Source organism: Desulfobaculum xiamenense, assembly GCF_011927665.1.
Lineage (GTDB): Bacteria > Desulfobacterota > Desulfovibrionia > Desulfovibrionales > Desulfovibrionaceae > Desulfobaculum > Desulfobaculum xiamenense.
On sequence record NZ_JAATJA010000002.1, the window covers coordinates 1 to 18,797 of the forward strand.

19 protein-coding genes are annotated in these 18,797 nt (G+C 64.7%); 15 read left to right on the forward strand and 4 right to left on the reverse strand.

The annotated features are described in order from the left end of the window. Window positions 1-574: 574 nt before the first annotated feature. On the reverse strand, window positions 575-2,857 hold the full coding sequence (gene topA, locus GGQ74_RS07955; protein ID WP_167941047.1) for a type I DNA topoisomerase: 2,283 nt from the start codon (window positions 2,855-2,857) through the stop codon (window positions 575-577). A gap of 194 nt (window positions 2,858-3,051) precedes the next feature. Here topA and era point away from each other — a divergent pair, with 194 nt between their 5' ends. The 10 genes from era (at window position 3,052) to fliQ (ending at window position 9,800) form a co-directional block, all read left to right on the forward strand. Then, window positions 3,052-3,969: a GTPase Era gene (gene era / locus GGQ74_RS07960; protein WP_167941048.1), complete on the forward strand. Its 918-nt coding sequence runs from the start codon at window positions 3,052-3,054 to the stop codon at window positions 3,967-3,969. A gap of 161 nt (window positions 3,970-4,130) precedes the next feature. Beyond that, window positions 4,131-4,847: a YggS family pyridoxal phosphate-dependent enzyme gene (locus GGQ74_RS07965; RefSeq protein WP_167941049.1), complete on the forward strand. Its 717-nt coding sequence runs from the start codon at window positions 4,131-4,133 to the stop codon at window positions 4,845-4,847. Window positions 4,848-4,862: 15 nt separating this feature from the next. Continuing rightward, the gene (locus GGQ74_RS07970; protein WP_167941050.1) at window positions 4,863-5,624 is read left to right on the forward strand and encodes a motility protein A; all 762 of its coding nucleotides are present in this window, start codon (window positions 4,863-4,865) and stop codon (window positions 5,622-5,624) included. A 22-nt stretch (window positions 5,625-5,646) separates the two neighbouring features. Next, window positions 5,647-6,471, forward strand: a complete 825-nt coding sequence (locus GGQ74_RS07975) for an OmpA/MotB family protein (protein ID WP_167941051.1) — start codon at window positions 5,647-5,649, stop codon at window positions 6,469-6,471. A 12-nt stretch (window positions 6,472-6,483) separates the two neighbouring features. Beyond that, window positions 6,484-7,218 carry an OmpA/MotB family protein gene (locus tag GGQ74_RS07980; protein ID WP_167941052.1) on the forward strand — a complete coding sequence of 245 codons (735 nt, stop codon included), beginning with the start codon at window positions 6,484-6,486 and terminating at the stop codon, window positions 7,216-7,218. 27 nt (window positions 7,219-7,245) lie between these two features. Beyond that, complete coding sequence (locus GGQ74_RS07985) at window positions 7,246-7,761, forward strand: flagellar basal body-associated FliL family protein (protein WP_342448601.1); 516 nt, start codon at window positions 7,246-7,248, stop codon at window positions 7,759-7,761. A gap of 49 nt (window positions 7,762-7,810) precedes the next feature. Further along, window positions 7,811-8,335, forward strand: coding sequence for a flagellar motor switch protein FliN (gene fliN / locus GGQ74_RS07990; RefSeq protein WP_167941053.1), 525 nt, complete (start codon window positions 7,811-7,813; stop codon window positions 8,333-8,335). Between the two features lie 4 nt (window positions 8,336-8,339). Further along, complete coding sequence (fliO, locus tag GGQ74_RS07995) at window positions 8,340-8,780, forward strand: flagellar biosynthetic protein FliO (RefSeq protein ID WP_167941054.1); 441 nt, start codon at window positions 8,340-8,342, stop codon at window positions 8,778-8,780. Further along, window positions 8,719-9,516, forward strand: a complete 798-nt coding sequence (gene fliP, locus GGQ74_RS08000; protein ID WP_167941055.1) for a flagellar type III secretion system pore protein FliP — start codon at window positions 8,719-8,721, stop codon at window positions 9,514-9,516. Before fliO ends, fliP begins: the two co-directional genes overlap by 62 nt. A 14-nt stretch (window positions 9,517-9,530) precedes the next feature. After that, on the forward strand, window positions 9,531-9,800 hold the full coding sequence (gene fliQ / locus GGQ74_RS08005) for a flagellar biosynthesis protein FliQ (protein ID WP_167941056.1): 270 nt from the start codon (window positions 9,531-9,533) through the stop codon (window positions 9,798-9,800). A gap of 77 nt (window positions 9,801-9,877) precedes the next feature. Here the strand turns inward: fliQ and GGQ74_RS08010 are convergent, their stop codons facing one another. The 3 genes from GGQ74_RS08010 to GGQ74_RS08020 all read right to left on the reverse strand — a co-directional run bounded on the left by GGQ74_RS08010 (window position 9,878) and on the right by GGQ74_RS08020 (window position 14,196). After that, entirely contained in the window at window positions 9,878-11,197 is a 1,320-nt protein-coding gene (locus GGQ74_RS08010; RefSeq protein ID WP_167941057.1) for a histone deacetylase family protein, read from the reverse strand. Between the two features lie 123 nt (window positions 11,198-11,320). Then, a complete protein-coding gene (locus GGQ74_RS08015; RefSeq protein WP_167941058.1) occupies window positions 11,321-12,964 on the reverse strand; it encodes a glycosyltransferase family 2 protein in 1,644 nt (547 codons plus the stop codon). Then, a complete protein-coding gene (locus GGQ74_RS08020; protein WP_167941059.1) occupies window positions 12,964-14,196 on the reverse strand; it encodes a glycosyltransferase family 2 protein in 1,233 nt (410 codons plus the stop codon). The genes GGQ74_RS08015 and GGQ74_RS08020 overlap by 1 nt, the downstream gene beginning before the upstream one ends. A gap of 195 nt (window positions 14,197-14,391) precedes the next feature. Here GGQ74_RS08020 and GGQ74_RS08025 point away from each other — a divergent pair, with 195 nt between their 5' ends. The 5 genes from GGQ74_RS08025 (at window position 14,392) to GGQ74_RS08045 (ending at window position 18,730) form a co-directional block, all read left to right on the forward strand. After that, complete coding sequence (locus tag GGQ74_RS08025) at window positions 14,392-15,069, forward strand: acylneuraminate cytidylyltransferase family protein (RefSeq protein ID WP_209280136.1); 678 nt, start codon at window positions 14,392-14,394, stop codon at window positions 15,067-15,069. Next, window positions 15,066-15,815 (forward strand): hypothetical protein, encoded by a 750-nt coding sequence (locus GGQ74_RS08030; protein WP_167941060.1) that lies wholly within the window; start codon window positions 15,066-15,068, stop codon window positions 15,813-15,815. Before GGQ74_RS08025 ends, GGQ74_RS08030 begins: the two co-directional genes overlap by 4 nt. Window positions 15,816-15,913: 98 nt before the next feature. Continuing rightward, window positions 15,914-17,590 carry a hydantoinase/oxoprolinase family protein gene (locus GGQ74_RS08035; RefSeq protein WP_167941061.1) on the forward strand — a complete coding sequence of 559 codons (1,677 nt, stop codon included), beginning with the start codon at window positions 15,914-15,916 and terminating at the stop codon, window positions 17,588-17,590. 16 nt (window positions 17,591-17,606) lie between these two features. Next, window positions 17,607-18,278, forward strand: coding sequence for a CatB-related O-acetyltransferase (locus GGQ74_RS08040; protein ID WP_167941062.1), 672 nt, complete (start codon window positions 17,607-17,609; stop codon window positions 18,276-18,278). Further along, a complete protein-coding gene (locus GGQ74_RS08045; RefSeq protein ID WP_209280137.1) occupies window positions 18,269-18,730 on the forward strand; it encodes a DUF2721 domain-containing protein in 462 nt (153 codons plus the stop codon). Before GGQ74_RS08040 ends, GGQ74_RS08045 begins: the two co-directional genes overlap by 10 nt. The last annotated feature ends 67 nt before the right edge of the window (window positions 18,731-18,797 follow it).

Sequence of the window (18,797 nt, forward strand, 5' to 3'; positions counted from 1 at the left end):
GCGATCCGATTTTATCGAACCGCAAAGCTGACTTTTAAGGCAATTCGTTCAAGATCGACACGACTCGCTATTTAATTGTCAAAGACCAAATCCGCCAACGCCGTTTGGCGTTGCGAGAGGCGTTTCTATCGGAGCGCGTTGGCTCCGTCAACCTCTTTTCAAACTTTTTTTTCAAGTGCCGCGGAAGCTTGCGCTTCGTGCGGCGGGTTGCGGTCTCTAACCCGTGGGTCAGCGTCCGTCAACCTCTTTTTTCAACTTTTTTTCGGCGCCGCGTCGGAAGATCCTTCCGTGCGGCGGGGTGGCAGAACTAACCGGCTTAGCCGTCGTCGTCAACCCGTTTTTTCACCTTTTTTCAAATTGCCGTTTCGGAGTGGCTGTTGCCTTTTCCGTGCGGCGGAGGGCGGTTCTAGGCAAAACAGCCCCTGCCGTCAACAGGTTTCAGAAGATTTTTTCAACATTCACCGATCTTTTCACCAAAACCCGCGCCAAACAAGGCTTCCCTGCCATCGCGCCTTCCCGCGCACCATGGCGAAATGACAGGACATCGCCCGCCATCCGCCACGATACCGCGAGGCTAGGCGTCCTCTTCGGTCAGGGCTCGCGTATACTTGCAGTCCTTATTGGGACAGGCCAGGTGCTCGCCGCGTGCTCGGGTGTTCTTGCGCTCCAGCACGGGGAAGCCGCAGTCCGGGCATGCCTCGGCCACGGGCGGATTCCACTGGGCGTAGTCGCAATCCGGGTAGCGGCTGCACGAGAAGAACAGCTTGCCGCGCCGCGAGGACTTCTCCACCAGCTCGCCCTGTCCGCACTTGGGACAAGTGATGCCCGTGGTAAACGGCTCCGTATAGGTGCAGTCCGGGTAGTTATCGCAGGCGATGAAGCGGCTGCCGGTCCGCGCACGCTTGAGCACAAGCTCGCCGCCGCATTCCGGGCACTTGCGACCGAGCTTCTCGGATTCGGCCTTGGCCTTCTCGATGATCTCGATGTCGCCCTGTTCGTTGCGGGTGAAGTTCTTAGTATTGGTGCAGCCCGGATAGCCGGAGCAGGCGAGGAAAGTCCCCGCGCGCCCGAACTTGATGACCATGGGCTTGCCACACACCTCACAGGGCATCTCAGTCTGGAGACCGGTCTTCACACGGGCCATGTTGTCCCGCGCCCGGTCGAGGGTGGGGTAGAAGTCCGTGGTGAAGTCCTTGAGCAGGGCGATCCAGTCCTGCTCGCCAGTGGCCACGCGGTCGAGGCTCTCCTCCATGCTGGCCGTGAAGCCGACGTCGAGGAGCGTCTCGAAGTGCTCGGTGAGCAGGTCGCTGACCACGGCACCAAGGTCCGTAGGAATGAAACGCTTGTCCGTGAGTTGCACGTACTCGCGCGCCAGCAGTGTGGAGATGATGGCCGCATAGGTCGACGGACGGCCGATGCCCTTCTCCTCCAACTCCTTGACCAGTGACGCTTCGCTGTAGCGCGGCGGCGGCTGGGTGAACTTCTGTTCCTTCTGGAAGTCTTCGAGGGTGAGGTCCTGTCCGGCCGCGAGCTTGGGCAGTTCCGCCTCGGCCTCGCCGTTGCCCGACGGGCTGTACACGGTGAGGAAGCCGGGGAAGAGCATGCGCTCGCCCTTGGTGCGCCACAGGGTCTCCATGGACGCATCCACGCCCTCTCCGGCGGCGCGCACGGTGACGGTGGTATCCCAGAAGGTCGCCGCCGCCATCTGCGACGCCACGAAGCGCTCCCAAACGAGCTTATAGAGCTTGAACTGATCGGCGGGCAGCAGGGCCTTCACGTCATCCGGAGTGATCTCCACATCGACGGGACGGATGGCCTCGTGGGCGTCCTGCGCGGAGGCCTTGGTCTTGAACTGCCGGGCCTTGGGCGGATAGAAGTCCGCACCGAAGCGCTCGACGATGAAATCCTTGGCGGCGTCGCGGGCATCGTTGGCGATGCGCACCGAGTCGGTACGCATGTAGGTAATGAGCGCGGTGGTGCCTCGCTCGCCGAGGTCCACGCCCTCGTACAGACGCTGAGCGGTGCTCATGGTGCGCTTGGCCGAGAAGCCGAGACGGCGGTTGGCCTCCTGCTGCAGGGTGGAGGTAATGAACGGCGGCAAGGGCTGCCTGCGGCGTTCCTTCTCTTCCACGGACTCCACGCTGAACGCGCCGGAACGCACGGCGGCCTCCACGGCCGCTGCCTGATCGCCGGAGCCGACCTTGGCGGGCTTGCCGCCCACCTTCCACAGGTCGGCCTCGAAGGGCGGGGGCGTGTCTCCGGCGAGACGGACCTTGAGCACCCAATACTCTTCGGGCTCGAAGGCCCGGCGTTCCTTCTCGCGGTCCACCACCAGCCGCAGGGCCACGGACTGCACACGCCCGGCGGAGATGCCGCGCTTCACCTTCTTCCATAGAAGGGGAGAGACCTTGTAGCCCACGAGGCGGTCAAGAACGCGCCGCGCCTGCTGGGAATTGAAAAGATCCTCGTCGAGTTCGCGGGGATGTTCCAGCGCCTCCTTGACGGCACGGGACGTGATCTCGTTGAACTGGATACGCTGGATGGTCGCTTCGCCGTTGCTGTCGCGCAGGATTCTGGCGACATGCCACGCGATGGCCTCTCCCTCGCGGTCCGGGTCGGGCGCGAGATAGATGGTCTCGGCCTTGGCGGCGGCGGAGGTCAGCTTGTTCACGACCTTTTCCTTGCCCGGAATGATCTGGTACTCCGGCTCGAAGGATTCCTCGTCCACGCCGAGCTTTTTGTCCGGCAAATCGCGGACGTGGCCGACGCTGGCCTCGACGGCGTACTGCCGTCCGAGGAACTTCTTGATGGTCTTCACCTTGGCCGGTGACTCGACGATGATTAGATTCTTGCTCATATTGACGAGGTTCCGTAGCCGAACGGCTCGGGCAAGGCAACCCTTGCTTTTCGGATTGAATTGGTGGACGCTTCCGGTGCCGGAACATGACTGATTAACGTATACTATCTTTCCGGCGAGTCAACCTTGGACGAGAAAAACGCCCACAACAGGGCGAAACAGAACAGTATTCATTGAAGGAGAATCAAAACCGCATGACGCACCGTTTCGGAACCGTGGTCCTTCTTGGCCCGCCCAACGCAGGAAAATCCACCCTGCTCAATGGCATCCTCGGCCAGAAGGTGGCCATCGTCAGCCCCAAACCCCAGACCACCCGCAACCAGATCACCGGCATCCTCACCGATCCGGACGCCCAGATCATGTTTCTGGACACCCCGGGCGTACACCGCCTGTCCGGCAGGATGAACCGCTTTCTGCTGCAGGCGGCCTGGAACGCGGCGGAATCCGCCGACGTGATGGTTGTCATGGCGGATGCGGATCTCTACGCCAAGAAGCCGTATCTGCTTGAAAAGGAGATGCAGCCGCTGGTCAAACGCGTCGCCGGCACGCAGCAGCCCGTATTCCTCGCCCTCAACAAGATCGATCTGGTCAAGGACAAGGCCGCGCTGCTGCCGCTCATGCAATTCTTCTCCTCCACATGGCCCAACGCCGAGATCATCCCGGTGAGCGCCGCAACGAACGAAGGCGTAGACCGGCTGCTCGCGAGCGTCAAGCAGTGCCTGCCCGAGTGCCCGCCCATGTTCCCCGAGGATCAGGTCTCCACCGTGCCGCTGCGTTTCATGGCCTCGGAGACCATCCGCGAGAAGCTGTTCCTCGGCCTGCGCCACGAGCTTCCGTACACCACCGCCGTGGAGATCGAGGAATGGAGCGAAGACGACCACATGGTCACCATCTCCGCCGTGATCTACGTGACCAGGGACAACCACAAGGCCATGGTCATCGGCAAGGGGGGTCAGAACCTCAAGGACATCGGCCAGAAGGCCCGCAAGGAGCTGAAGACGCTCATTGAGAAAAAGGTTCACCTCGAACTGTGGGTCAAGGTCCGCAGTGGCTGGACCGAGGACGTCTCCTTCCTGCAGGCCATCGGGCTGACCGGCGGCATGGAGGACTAGGTCCCCCACGGCCAACGACGATTCACCACGGGGCGGAGCTTCTGCGGAAGTCCGCCCCGCATACGTATCAGGCGGGAGCGCATCCGCGATGCTCCGCCGATCTTTTGACGGCGCGGCGTCCCGGCACACGGGGCGCACGCAGACCAACGAGGACACATCCCATGATTTCCGATATCGAGGCGCAGGGCATCCGCGATCGACTGGCCGGAACACTCGACGCCGTGGCCGAGGCGGCACGCGTTTCCGGGCGCAGGCCCGAGGACGTGGCGCTGGTGGCCATCTCCAAGTTCCACCCCGCTGACGCGGTGCGTGCGGCCTACGAGGGCGGGCAGCGCCACTTCGGCGAAAACTACATTCAGGAAGCCCTGGCCAAGCAGGACGAGTTGGCGGATATCGACATCTCGTGGCACTTCACGGGGCGTCTGCAAAGCAACAAGGCCAAGTTCGTGCCCGACCGCTTCGGCCTCCTCCATACGCTGGACGGCTCCAAGCTGGCCCAAGCCTTGCATAAACGCCTTGCGGCAACATGTGCCCCCACGCTGGACGTGCTCATCGAGGTCAACCTCGGGGGCGAGGGCCAGAAGGCGGGAGTGGAGGAGAGCGAGCTTTCCGCTCTGGCCGAGGAGGTTCTCGGCCTGTCCACGCTCCGGCTACGCGGGCTCATGCTGCTGCCGCCCTTCGACCTGACGCCGGAGCAGCGCCGTCCGCTCTTCGCGCGGCTGCGCGAACTGCGGGACAAGCTGGAGCCCAGCCTCGGCGCGAAGCTGCCGGACTTGTCCATGGGTATGACCGACGACTTCCCCGAGGCCGTCATGGAAGGGGCGACCATCGTGCGAGTGGGAACGCGCATCTTCGGGCCACGGCCCGTCAAACAGTAGGAGCCGGCGAACGCCATGGATCTTGCGACGCTCATCGGAATCGTGCTTTCCTTCGGACTGGTGGCGGCGGCCATCGTCACCGGAGGCAGCCCCCTCATCTTCGTCAACATCCCCTCGGTGCTCATCGTGGTGGGCGGGACCATCGGCGCGACCATGGTCAACTATCCGCTCAGCCACATCCTCGGCGTGATGGGCGTCATCAAGAAGACCTTCTTCGCCGGCATGGAAAGCCCCGCCGAAATCATCGAAAAATTCATGGATTACGCCAACCGCGCACGGCGCGAGGGCATCCTGTCGCTGGAGCCGCTCATCAAGGAAATCGACGACCATTTCCTGAAGAAGGGCCTGCAGCTCACGGTCGACGGTCTCGAACCGCAGACCATTCAGGAAATCCTCGAAACGGAGATCTCCTATCTGGAGGACAGGCACAGCATCGGCGCGGAAATCTGCTCCACCCTCGGCGCATTCGCCCCAGCCATGGGCATGATCGGCACCGTCATCGGTCTGGTGCAGATGCTCCAGACCATGAGCGACCCGAGCACCATCGGCCCGGCCATGGCCGTGGCGCTTCTGACCACGTTCTACGGCGCAGTGCTCGCCAACCTCGTCTTCAACCCCATGGCGGGCAAGCTAAAGACGAGAAGCAAGGAAGAGGTGCTGCTCAAGGAAATGGTGATGCACGGCATCCTTTCCATCTCCAAGGGCGAGAACCCCCGCATCATCGAGGAAAAGCTCAACAGCTTCCTGCCGCCCAGAGATCGCCGGCAGGAGGGTTGATCCACGGACCACGGAGCCGCGCATGGCACGAGAGAAGAAGGAGCAGAAGCCCGAAGGCGTCCCCGCATGGCTGGTCACGTTCTCCGACATGATGACCCTCATGCTGACGTTCTTCGTGCTTCTGGTGAGCATGAGCGTCATGGACGAGCGCCGCAAGCTGGTGGTGCTCGGTTCCATCGTCGGCACCTTCGGCCTCGGGCGCGACAGCTACGAGGTGCTCTCCACGCAGGACAAAAAGCGCTCCGTGGAACCCGGCCCCATCGAGACCGAAAGCACCGACGACCTCGAACCGCTCAAGGCGCTCATCTGGGAAGACGCCAACGAGGACCTGAACTTCTCCTCCAACCGCTTCGTGCAGGTGTTCTCCATCGCGGACGACGTGCTCTTCGAGCCGGGAGGAGCCATCCTCAAGCCGCAGGGGCGGCAACTGCTCGAACGCGCCCTGCCCGTACTCTTTTCGGTGGAATACCCCATCCTGCTGGCCGGGCACACCTCGTCCCTGCGCGACGAGGAGGGCACGAGCTACCGCGTGGAAGATCGCGGCAAATCCATGGACGATTCGTGGCGGCTGTCCTTCGCGCGGGTGATGGGCATCTACCGCTTCCTCATTGAGGCGGGCATGGACCCGGCCATGCTGCGCGTGGAGGCCTTCGGGCGCTACCATCCGCGCTACAGCGAGCTCACGGCCAAAGACCGGCGTAAGAACCGCCGCGTAGACATCATCCTCGACAAGCGCAACGCCAAGTGGCTCGACAGGCTCGGCCCCACGCGCAAGGACGCGCCCTCGGACGAATTCCGCTACAAGGACTTCATCTTCCGCTTCGAACGCCGGGGCATGGGACAGTAGGGGAGAGCGCGCATGGCCAAGAAGAAGAAAAAGGGCGGCGGCGGAATGTCTGGCGACGAATGGCTCATCACCTTCGGCGACCTCGTCACCCTGCTTTTGACATTTTTCGTGCTCCTGCTCAGTATGGCGTCCATGGATCGCAGCACACTGTCGAGGATCACCATCTTCAGCGATGACATAGGATTCTTGTCCTATCGTAGCGCGGGCAGGGTGCCCCAGCACATCAAGTTCATCATCGATGCGCTGGACAAGCCATGGGAAGTGCTCGAAAAGCAGCAGCGGATCAAGGATCTGCTATTCCCGGACGACATTCTACCCGAGGAACTGAGCCGCAGCACCCTCAACGAGAACCTGCACGTTCTCGAACGCCCGGAAGGCGTGGCGCTGGTGCTCACGGACAAGCTGCTGTTCTCCACGGGCAGCGCGCAGCTCGGTCCGCAGGCACGGCCGATCCTCACCGCCATCGGAGAGGTGCTGCAATACATGAGCGCCCCGATCAACGTCTCCGGCTACACAGACAGCGTGGGCGGGGATGCGGCGGGCAACTACCGGCTGTCCGGCGAGCGCGCCCTCGCGGTGCTGCAACACTTCCTGTCGCAGGGCATCCCCGGCGAGAGATTTTCCGTATCCGGCTATGGCCCCAACTGGCCCATCGCCGACAACGCCAGCACGGACGGCCGCGCCCAGAACCGGCGCGTGGAGATTCTTCTCAAGACGACCCCGTGGCTCGGCGCGTACACGCAGTAACAACCAATCTCCCCAAAGGAGCACACCGTGGCCGACGAACAACTCGAAGCCCCGAAAAGCGAAAAGAAAAAGGGCGGCATGCTCAAGTGGATCATCATCCTCGTGGTCCTTCTGGGCCTCGTGGCCGCTGGCTTCTTCGCATGGCCCATCATCAAGAACCAGCTCCTCGGTGGTGAGGCCCCGGCCAATGCCACGCAGGAGACCGAGGCGCAGCCCATGGCCCCCGCCGCCCAGCCCGGCGAGACGGAACTCGTGACGCTGCCGACCTTCGTGGTCAACCTCGCGGACCCGCTGGGCAGGCGTTACCTGAAGCTCACCCTGTCCGTGGAGGTCGCCAACAAGGAATCCGCCGAAGTCCTCGGCAAGTCCGAAGCCAAGGTCCGCGACGCCATCATCCTGCTCCTGTCCAGCAAGACCTTCTCCGAGCTTTCGAGCATCGACGCGAAGCTGGAGCTGAAGGACGAAATCGTGAAGCGCCTGAACCAGATCATGGGCGGCTCGTCCATCCTGCGCGTGTACTTCACGGAAATGGTGGTCCAATAGCTGCAAGGCGACCTGGCAGGCAATCTCTCATCCGCACAAGGGGATAGGCATGGAAAAGGAACTCGATCAGGATCAACTGGCTGCCGAATGGGCCGCAGCGCTTGAGGACGACGGCTCGTCAAAGCCCGCAGGCGGCGGAGATTCCGGCGTCGACGACGATGCGCTGGCCGCCGAATGGGCCGCAGCGCTGGCCGAGGACGAGGCGGCGGGCATGCAGCAGGAGCAGGCCCAGCGCCAGCTCTCCGCTCAAAGCTCTGACGCGGTGTTCAAGGATTTGACGGACGAGGCCAAGGCTCCGCGCCCGGACCGCACCAAGCGAGACCTCGACTTCATCCTCGACATCCCGCTGGACGTCTCGGCGGAACTGGGCCGCACCAAGTTGCTCATCAACGAACTTCTCCAGCTCGGCCAGGGTTCGGTCATCGAACTGAACAAGCTGGCTGGCGAGCCGCTGGAAATCTACGTCAACGGCAAGCTGGTAGCGCGCGGCGAGGCCGTGGTCATCAACGAGAAATTCGGCGTGCGCCTCACCGACATCATAAGCCCCATCGAGCGGGTCAAGCAGCTCGGCTAGCGCCATGACACGCACTTCCGGCACATCCCCCATCGCGGCCTGCGCGCTACTCGTCGCCGTTCTCGCCCCTGTGGCGGCTCTGGCGGCGGGCGAGAGCGCGGCCGCCGTGCCCGTTCCCGGCACCGACCTCGGCGCGGCGTCGCTTCGCGCCGTGGGCGGGCTTCTGCTCGTGCTGTCCATTCTGCTCGGGGGCTTCTGGCTCCTCAAGCGGTTCGGCGCGCGGGCGGGCTTCGGCATGCAGGCCCGGGGTCTGCTCAAGGTCGAAGGACAACTGCCCATCGGACCCAAGAAAAACATCGTCGTGGTCCGGTTCTTGAATAAGCATCTGGTGCTCGGGGTCACCGACTCCAGCATCAATCTGCTAACCGAAACGGAAATCGGCGATGACGACACTCAGCCAGACTTCTCGCAGACTCTCGACAAGGCGCAAGGCGACCCTCGCTAGCGCGGCTGCCCTTGTGGCGGCGCTCCTCGTTCCGGCTCTGGCCCTTGCCGAGCCGACCATCCCCCAGCTCACCCTGAACCTCGCCGCAGGACAGGCCGAACCCGAAAAGGTCTCGGTGCTGCTGGAAATCCTGTTCCTGCTCACGGTGCTCTCGCTGGCTCCGGCCATCATGATCACCATGACGTCGTTCACGCGCATCATCATCGTCTTCTCGTTTCTGCGTCAGGCCATGGGCACGCAGCAGATGCCGCCCAACCAGGTCATGGCCAGCCTCGCCATTTTCATGACGATCATCATCATGATGCCCGTGGGCACGCGCATCAACGACGAGGCGCTCCAGCCCTACATCAACGAGGAAATCGGCTTCAACGAGGCGCTGGACAAGGCACAGGTGCCCGTGCGCGAGTTCCTGTTCAAGCACACCCGCGAGAAGGACCTTTCTGTGTTCTACGCCGTCACCGGCAAGGAACAGCCGCAGACCAAGGCCGACGTTCCCACGCCCATGCTCGTGGCGGCCTTCGTTATTAGCGAACTCAAGACCGGCTTCACCATCGGCTTCCTCATCTACATCCCGTTCCTCATCCTCGACATGGTCGTGGCCTCCATCCTGCTGGCCATGGGCATGATGATGCTACCGCCGGTCATGATCTCCCTGCCGTTCAAGCTGCTCCTGTTCGTCATGGTCGACGGCTGGAACCTGCTCACGGCGTCACTCGTCAACAGCTTCTACTACTGACGGAGGCCAGCCCCATGACTCCCGAATTCGTCATCGGCTTCGCCCGGCAAGCCATCGAGATGACACTGCTCATCTCCCTGCCCATGCTCGGCATCGGCCTCGTGGTCGGCATCGTCATCAGCGTCCTTCAGGCTGCCACGCAGATTCAAGAGATGACGCTGACCTTCATCCCCAAGATCATCGCCATCTTTGTGGCGCTGCTCGTGGCCTTCCCGTGGATTCTCGACAAGATGACCACCTACACCACCAATCTCTTCCTGAACCTTCCCCAATACATCCGCTGAATACGACGCGGGGGCGGAACCTTCCGATTCCGCCCCCGTGAAATGCCTCAATGGCGCGTCTCCGCGCCGCCCGCATCCTAGAATCCGAACTGCCGACAGTATCCGTCCTTGCGGTTGATGAGCTGCATGTAGCGGTAGCTGCCCTTGACCTGCGCCTCCTCCCACAACTGAAGCCCCTTGCCGTGACAGCGCTCGCACGCGGTGATCGGAATCTCGATCCCCACGGACAGCGGATTCACCGAGGACCACGACTCGATCTTGAGCACGCCGGGACAGTTGTCGCAGACCATGACCGACTCCACCTGCGATTCGCTTATGCCGTCGGTATCGTAGAAGATATCCTTGTGGCGCACGAAGAAGCCGTCAGCCATGTCGCCCCTAAGCGAACTGCGCGGCGGATTGAAGTACAGCTCACGCATGCGGTCCGAGAGGCTCTTGATGTAGTCAGTGACCTTCTGCGGCTGACGCAAGCGCTCGGGATCATAGTCCGGCTCGCGAACGCCCGAGGAATCCAGCCCGGCCATGGCGAGGCAGATGCCGAGGTTCACGTAGGGCAGCGCACCCTGAATGGAGTACCCGCCTTCGAGCACGGCGATATCCGGGTTGAGCTTCTCGTTGAGCAGGGCGTAGCCGCGCGCCGAAAAGTTCATGTTGGTGATGGGGTCGGTGAAATGATTGTCCTGCCCGGCGGAATTGACGACGAGATCCGGCTTGAAGTCGTCGAGGATGGGACGCACCACATGGTCGATGACGTGCAGGAAGCCTTCGTCGCTGGTGTGCGGCGGCAGGGGGATGTTGATGGTCCGACCAAGCGCGTTCGGTCCGCCGAGGTCCATGGGGAACCCGGTGCCGGGGTATAGGGTGCGCCCGTCCTGATGCAGCGAGATGAACAGCGTGTCTGGATCGTGCCAGTAGATGTCCTGCGTGCCGTCGCCATGGTGACAGTCCGTATCCACGATGGCCACGCGGCGGTGGCCGTAGTGGGCACGGATGTGCTCCACCATCACCGCCTCGACGTTGATATTGCAGAATCCCCGGTTGCCGTGGACGAACTTCATGGCGTGGTGTCCCGGCGGACGCACGAGGGCAAAGGCCTTCTCCTCCTCGCGCTCCATGACCAGCCGCGCGGCCTTGATGGCCCCACCGGCGGAGATGAGGTGGCTCTTGGTGGCCACGGAGGTCACGTCCGGCAGGCAGAAGTGCACGCGCTCCACGTCCTCGTGGGTGGCGATGTCCGGCTTGTGCTCGGTGATGCCGTCGATGTCGAACAGCCCCTCCTCGCGCAGCTGGTCCTGCGTGTAAAGCAGGCGCTCCTCGCGCTCGGGGTGGGTGGGGCTTATGGCCCAGTCGAAGGCCGGAAAGAAGATGATGCCGAGTCTGTTCTTCGCTTCAAGCATGGTGTTCTCCGGTATCGGCACAGGCGCCGCGCCCGCGCATCCTCGCATGAGACGACGTGCACCGGAAAATGTCAACAATTCCGGCGAAGGCTATACGGGTGGAGAAAGGGATGGGGCGGGGCGTCACAACCCAAGGGCCGCGCGCCGCGCCGCGATGTCGTCGAGGACCACGGCGAGCATCTGCCCGCGCAGGAGGTCCATGTCGGTCATGGCGTGCTTACGGTAGAGCTTATAGATGTTGCCCGCCGGGCCGTAGGGCATCTCACCGCTACGCGAGAAGACCGCCGCCGCAGTCCCCTGCTCGTGGGCCACGCGCAGGTGCCCCTGATAGACAGCGTAGCCGCCCATACGACCAAGGCGCAGATCGAGGTCAAGGTCGTCGAACTGCGAGGGCGAGAACTGGAGATCGAAGCCCCCGGCGGAAACAAGCGTCTCGCGCCGGAACATGTGGCAGCAGCCCGTCACAGAGGTGCAGGGACGGACGTAGGCGAACTGGCCGAAATCCGGCTCCTCGGCAAAGGGACGCGAGAGGGCGAAGGTGGCCGTGCCTGGCACGAGGTCCAGTTGCTGCGCGGCGGGAGCAGGCAGGATGTGCATGTCCGCGTGCTGCACATGGTGGGGCGCATCCGCGCAGACGACCCGGCAGCCCCATGCCGATGCGGCGGGGTGCAGCTCGCTTCCCGCACCGAGCCTGCGCAGCCAGTCGCGCGGCAGGCGCACGTCGTCATCGAGGTAGACGAGAAATTCGCAGTCCGCCAGTTCCGGGGAATGGAGCAGCCAGTTGCGCGCCGCCGGAGCGCCCACGTTGACCGGGGCGCGAAGGAGCGTCACACCCTGCGTCCCGAGACTACCCACGGCCGAGGCGATGACGCCGGGGGTGGCGTCGGTACTGCCATTGTCGAGGATGACGACCTGCGCGCCGCACAGGTCCGTGCGGGCGAGGGAATCGAGGGTGCGCCGCAGGCTCTCGGCCTTGTTCCACGTATAGAGGAGCACCGCCGTACGCCCCTGCGGCGCGCACAGGCGCGATGCGCTGCCCGTCTCCTCGGCATGCAGGCGCATAAGGAGCGTCACGTCCCACGGCCGCGCCCGCACCGTGTCGCGCCACAGGGCAAGGGCCTCGTCGCGCCGCCCCATGCGCAGCAGACATTCGCCGCGCCGCAACTCCAGCCCCGGCCACGGCAGGGCCGCATAGGCCGTGAGCGCCGCGTCATCATTCCCGGCAAGAAGGGCGACATCCGCCCGTGCGAAGCGCCGTAGCGCCGCGCCGATGACATCCCCGTCATCCGGCTCGGGCAGGGCGAGAAGCCAATCCCAATCCGCATCCTCGATGGCCGCCTGTCTGGCCTGCGCCCACCAGAAAAGGTTGCCGCCCTCGGTGGCGATGCCGCGCCCGATCATGGTCCGTAGTTTCTCGCGCTCCCCGAGGCGGTGCAGACGGGCGACGTAGGCCGCGCCCTGCGGTTCGGCCGCGTGCGCGCACACGTATTCCAGAATGGCGGAGAGATCAGGCGAAAGGCGCGACAGCCGCGCGTCCAAAGCCAGAAGATGCCCGGCGATAGCGGCGTCGCAAGGGGAGAGCGCCCACGCCTGAAGCTGGACGTCGAAGCCCAGTCCGAAGAGCCACGCATACGCGGGAGCCTTGGCCGCCTTGTCGTAGCAGCGCTGACCGACGCCAAGCAAATGCGCGGTCCCGGTTCCGGCCGCAGCAAGCCCGCTGGCGATGTCCGGGGTCAGGGCGGCCCAGTCGAAAGACTGATCGGGCATCACCGCTCTCCGCCGTGCAGCCAATCGGCGTAGCGGGCTTCCTCGGCCTTGAGGAAGGAGCGCACCGCGCCCTGATCGAACTTGTAAAGCAGCTTCACTACGTTGCCGAGGCTGTTTCCGGCTCCGGCGCGGTCCGTCCCAGCAGCGCGGCCCATGCCGCGCAGGTGGCGGAACTCAATGAATCCGTTGAACACGATGTCGTAGCCGTGCACCCGCGCCCGCAGGTGGTGCTCAATGTCCACGAGTTGGCAGGGGGAAAAGCGCAGATCGAAGGGGCCGACTGCCTCCAGCGCCTCGCGCCGGTACAGGTGCAGACAGCCTATGACGTGGTCCACCAGATCCACCACGGCGAACTGTCCCCGGTCCGCCTCCTCGCACTCGTTGGTGATCTCCAGCCGATCCGGCCCGAAGGCCGTCACCCGTCGGATCCCGCCATGCACGACGCGCGGCAGGCCGGGGTTCAGGGCCAGCCCGCCCACGGCGGCGGCGCGGGGGAAGAGGCTCATGGTGCCGATCATGTCGGACAGCCACGAGGGCGCAATCTCCACGAGGTCGTCGTCGGCGATGGCGATGTAGTCCGCCTCGGCATGGGAGAAGCGCGAAAGCAGCCAGTTGTGCCCGGCTGGACGCCCGATGTTGGTGGGCAGGCGCTCCATGGACACGGGCACATCCACCGGGAAGCACTTCACTCCGGCGCGCATGGCCTCCCATGTGCCGTCGGTGGAACCGTTGTCGGCCATGTACACGGCGTAATCGCCATACCCGGTGGCGGCGAGCTGTTCGAGGGCGCGACGGACGTACTCCTCACGGTTGTGGGCCAGAAGCAGCACATGCACGCGCCCCGTGGCCTTCGCCGCAGCCTCGGCTATGGCGGGCAAGAGCTGTGCGCTCCTGCGTCGCAGCAGCACATCCGGCGTCTCGGGCAGGGCGGAGAGAAAACTCACAGCCTCGTCGAAACGCCCCAGCCGCAAGAGCGCCCCACACAGGGGGGCCAGCATGGCGGGGCTGCGCTCGTGCGCGCAACGCTCCGGAATTTCGTCGAAACGTTCCTCACCGTAGAGCCTCGCTGCACACTCCGCGGCGGCCATGGACGCTTGGAAGCTCCCGGAGTCCCCGTCGGCGGCTTCCTCCTCGCGGAGCCGTTCGGCGTAGTAGCGGGATTTCTCGTGGTCACCGCGTCTGCGGTAATGTTCGGCCAGATTGGCGAGGGAATCGCGGTTGCTGTGCGGCATCTGCTCCTCCGGCCCGAGCGCTTGGAATGAGAGGGAATCCAAGCATACCACAGGGTTCGCGGCGCAGACAAACATCTTCGCGTCATTTCTCCAACCCGCCGCCACGCCATGAACTTTTCACCTGCGTGGCACCCTGCGGCATGGACGGCCCCGGCGCACCTGCGCTATGCTTCCGATATGGCGACACAAGTTTCCATGCATGCACACCCCCTGCGCAAGGACATGCGGGCGGTGGCCATCATCCCGGCGCGCGGCGGGTCCAAGGGGCTTCCGCACAAAAACGTGCGTCTGCTCGGCGGACGTCCGCTCATCGCGTGGACCATCGCCGCGGCGCTGCGCTCACGGCGCATTTCGCGGGTCATCGTGTCCACGGACGATCCGGACATCGCCGCCGTGGCACGGGAGTGGGGAGCCGAAACCCCGTTCCTGCGGCCGGCGGAACTCTCGGGCGATACGGCGCGCCTCGGTGCCGTCACCCGCCATGCGCTGGCAGAACTGGCCCGGCAGGGCGAGCATCCCGACGTGGCCGCCACACTGTATCCCACCCATCCCTTCCGGCCCAAGGGTCTCGTGGATCGTCTCGTGGAGCGCAACATGGCGGGCTACGCCGTGGTCGTTCCGGTGCGCCGCATCAACTGCGGCCCCTGCGCCCACGTCGCGGCCGGGCGATTTCTCCCGGCGGCCGAGCAGCCCGTGTACCGCCAGTACGGCCTGTACGACGGCACCTGCGTCAGCTTCGAGGGCAGGGGAGTGTGGTACGAAATCCTCGACGATCCCGTGCACTGCACGGACATCGACACCGCAGACGACCTGCGCCTCGCCGAGGCCATCCTCGACGCAGGGCTCTTCGCGTGGCCGGGGGACGAACCATGATCGCCGCCATCTGCGCCTGCCTGTCCCCGGACGACATCCTTCGCAAATCGCCACTTCTGGCCGACTGCGCACGCCGGGCCTGCATGGCCGTGCGCGACACGCTTCCCGCCGCACAGCACATTGCCATTGCCGACACCCCGGACGTAGCGGACATGCTGGCGGCCCACGGCATGGACGCGCACATCGCCATTCCCAGCCCCGAGGCACCAGGCTTCCTGCCCCCCGGCGGACACGAGGCCCTGCGTCTCGCCACCGGGCAGGATATTCTGGTGACAGACCTCCGCAGTCCGCGCCTCGACGCCGCGCACGTCGCGCTGGCCCTTGAGCGCTTCGCCGCCATGGCCGACGAAGCGGACATGCTCGTCAGCGCGACGCAGCCGGAGGACCACCCCTGTCAGGGCTTCACGGCCCGCATGGCCGACGGTTCCCCGGCACTCGCACCGAGAGGGCAGGGCGGCTTCGGCTTCGACATACGCCGCCACCACGTCCCACAGGGCGCACCATGGCGCGAGGACGCCGCGACAGGGCTCGTCCTCAACGCCGAAACGGGCGAGGTCGTCGCCGGTCGCCAGCAGTTTCCGACGATTCACGCCCCGGACGGCGCACTGGTCATCATCCGCGCAAGCGCCGTGGAGCGGGCCATGGCCGCGCCGCACACGCTTCGCGTGGCCGTCATCGAATTTCCCCGCGCCTGCCGCCCCCTGCGCACGCGGCTAGATCTCGTGCGGCTACGCCTCGGCCTGTGAAGCCAGCCGGAGCACCCCCCGGCCACGCATTCCACATCGCAATGAATGCTGCTACGATGCGCGGACCACGACACGGATAACGACCCGGAGACACGCTCATGCTGCTAGGTATCGACGTTGGCGGAACACACACGGACGCGGTGGTCGTGGACGGCCCCCGCATCGTGGCCTGGACCAAGACGCCCACGGACCACGACAATCTGCTCAAGACCATCCGCACGGCTATGGAAAGCGTGCTCGCGGACGTGGACTCCTCGCAGGTGCGACGGGTCAATCTGTCCACCACCCTGTCCACCAACGCCATCGTGGAGGGCAAGATCGAGGACGTGGGCGTGCTGCTGGCGGCGGGTCCGGGCCTTGATCCCGAATACTACCGCACCGGCGCGCACTACTATCCGCTGCCCGGCTCCGTGGACCATCGCGGCACGCAGATCACCCCGCTGGACGAGGCCGCGCTGGACGAGGCCGTGGCCGCCTGCGCCAAGGCCGGAGTCCGCGCCTACGCCGTGGTCGGCAAGTTCTCCACCCGCAATCCCGAGCACGAACGCCGCATGGCGCAGGCCCTCACACAATCCGGACAGGCGGACTGCGTGACCATGGGCCACACCCTTTCCGGCATCCTCAATTTTCCCCGGCGCATCGCCACCGCCTACTTCAACAGCGCCGTGTGGCGCGTGTACAACGACTTCGCGTGGGCCGTGGAGGAGAGCGCCAGAGACTTCGGGCTGAACGCCGAAATCAACATCCTCAAGGCCGACGGCGGCACCATGCCCCTTGGGGTATCCCGCGAGAAGCCGGTGGAGTCCATCCTCTCCGGTCCGGCGGCCAGCGTAATGGGCATCGTGTCCCTGTGCGACGTGCGCGAGGACGCCGTCATCCTCGACATCGGCGGCACCACCACGGACATCGCCGTCTTCGCCGACGGTGCGCCCATCATCGAGACCGAAGGCATGACCGTCGGCTCCTACCCCACGTTGGTGCAGGCGCTTCGTGTCACCTCCATCGGCATCGGCGGCGACAGCGCACTGCATGTCTCCTCCGACGCGGTGACCGTGGGGCCGGACCGGCAGGGCCCGGCGCTGGCCGTGCGCCCGCGCGACAACGGCACGCCCACCCTCACCGACGCCCTGAACATGCTGGGCATCTGCGCCTATGGGGACGTCGCGGCGTCGCGCGAGGGCATCGAGCGCCTCGCCCGCCAGCGGGACATGCAGCCGGAGCGCCTCGCCCGCAAGGCCATGGCCTACGCGGTGGAGCGCATCGCCCACGCCGTGAACGACATGGTAGACGCCATCAACGAAAAGCCCGTGTACACCATCTATGAGCTGCTCAAAGGCAAGAGCATCCACCCCGGACGCGCCTACGCCATGGGCGGACCGGCCGAGGCCCTGCGCGAGCTGCTTGGCGCGGCGCTTGGCTACGAGGTGCGCCTGCCCCGGCACTACCCGGTGGCCAACGCCATCGGCGCGGCACTCACCCGCACCACGCTCGACGTGGAACTCTTCGCCGACACCCAAAAGGGGCGCATGTACATCCCGTGCCTCGACGTAAACCGCGAAGTTCCGCGCACCTACAATCTCGATCAGGCCAAGGCCGATGCGCGAAGCGCCCTGCTGGAGCACCTGCGCGCGCAGGGCGTTGGCGTAGCCGACGACGAACCCGAGATCACCGAGGCCGAATCCTTCAACATGGTGGACGGCTCCGTGACCACGGGGCGCAACATCCGCGTGAAGTGCCAACTGCGCCCCGGCGTGGACGGCCCGCGCCCGGACTGATCCTGTGGAGAACATCTTGACCAACGAATTCGACAGTCCCTTCGAAGGGCAGGAAATCCTGCCCCGCCTGAAGCACAAAAACATCACCGTCGGTCGGCGCAGCTACTATTCCGGCTACTATCACGGCCACGGCTTCGAGGAATGCGCCCGCTACCTGCATCCCACCCGCGACGACGTGGATAGGCTGATCATTGGCAGCTTCTGCTCCATCGGCTCCGGCGCCAGCTTCATCATGGCAGGCAATCAGGGACACCGCCTCGACTGGGCTGCCACGTTTCCGTTCCACTACATGCCGGACCTCGCCGAAGCCCGCGACGGATGGAAACCCAGCGGCGACACCGTCATCGGCAACGATGTCTGGATCGGCACCGAGGCCATCATCATGCCCGGCGTGCACATCGGGGACGGCGCTGTCGTGGGTTCGCGCGCCGTCGTCACCAAAAATGTGGAACCCTACGCCATCGTCGGCGGCAACCCGGCCTGCCTCATCCGCCACCGCTTCGACGAGGAGAAAAGACGCATGCTCCTTGAAATCGCATGGTGGAACTGGGACGACGAGACAATCAGGGCAAACCTCGACCTGCTGTGCAGCGGGGAAATCACGGCCCTCTACAAACGAACCTTCGCAATGCGGCCCGATGCCGCATCCGGCACCCACCCCGCAACCGGGGAGCCGCCATGCAGATAACCGTCACCACCCCGGCGCTCCTGTTCCCGGCCATCTCGCTCCTGCTCCTGGCCTACACCAACCGCTTCCTCGCGCTCGGCGCGCGCATCCGCCAGTTGCACGACACCTACGCCGAAAGCGGCGGAGAGCACCTGCGCGAACAGATCGACAGCCTGCGAAAGCGTGTCATCCTCATCCGCAACATGCAGGCCATGGGCGTCTTCAGCCTGTTTCTGTGCGTGGCGTGCATGCTGGTGCTCTTCGCGGGGCAGGAGCCGCTTGGCCGGGCGCTCTTCGGCGCAAGCCTCCTACTGCTCATGCTGTCCCTCGTGTGGTCGCTTCGCGAAATTCACATCTCCGTGCAGGCCCTGAACATCCACCTGCGGGACATGGAAATCGGCGCGCCAAGTCTGCGCAAGGGCCGAAAGGCCGCGAAGCGCAAGCCCTCCGACGATTCCAACGGTTCGTTCTGATTTTGCCCCCCGGCGGCTTCCGCCTGACCGGAGACATAGCGGCAGGGAAATTTTGCCATGAATGCCA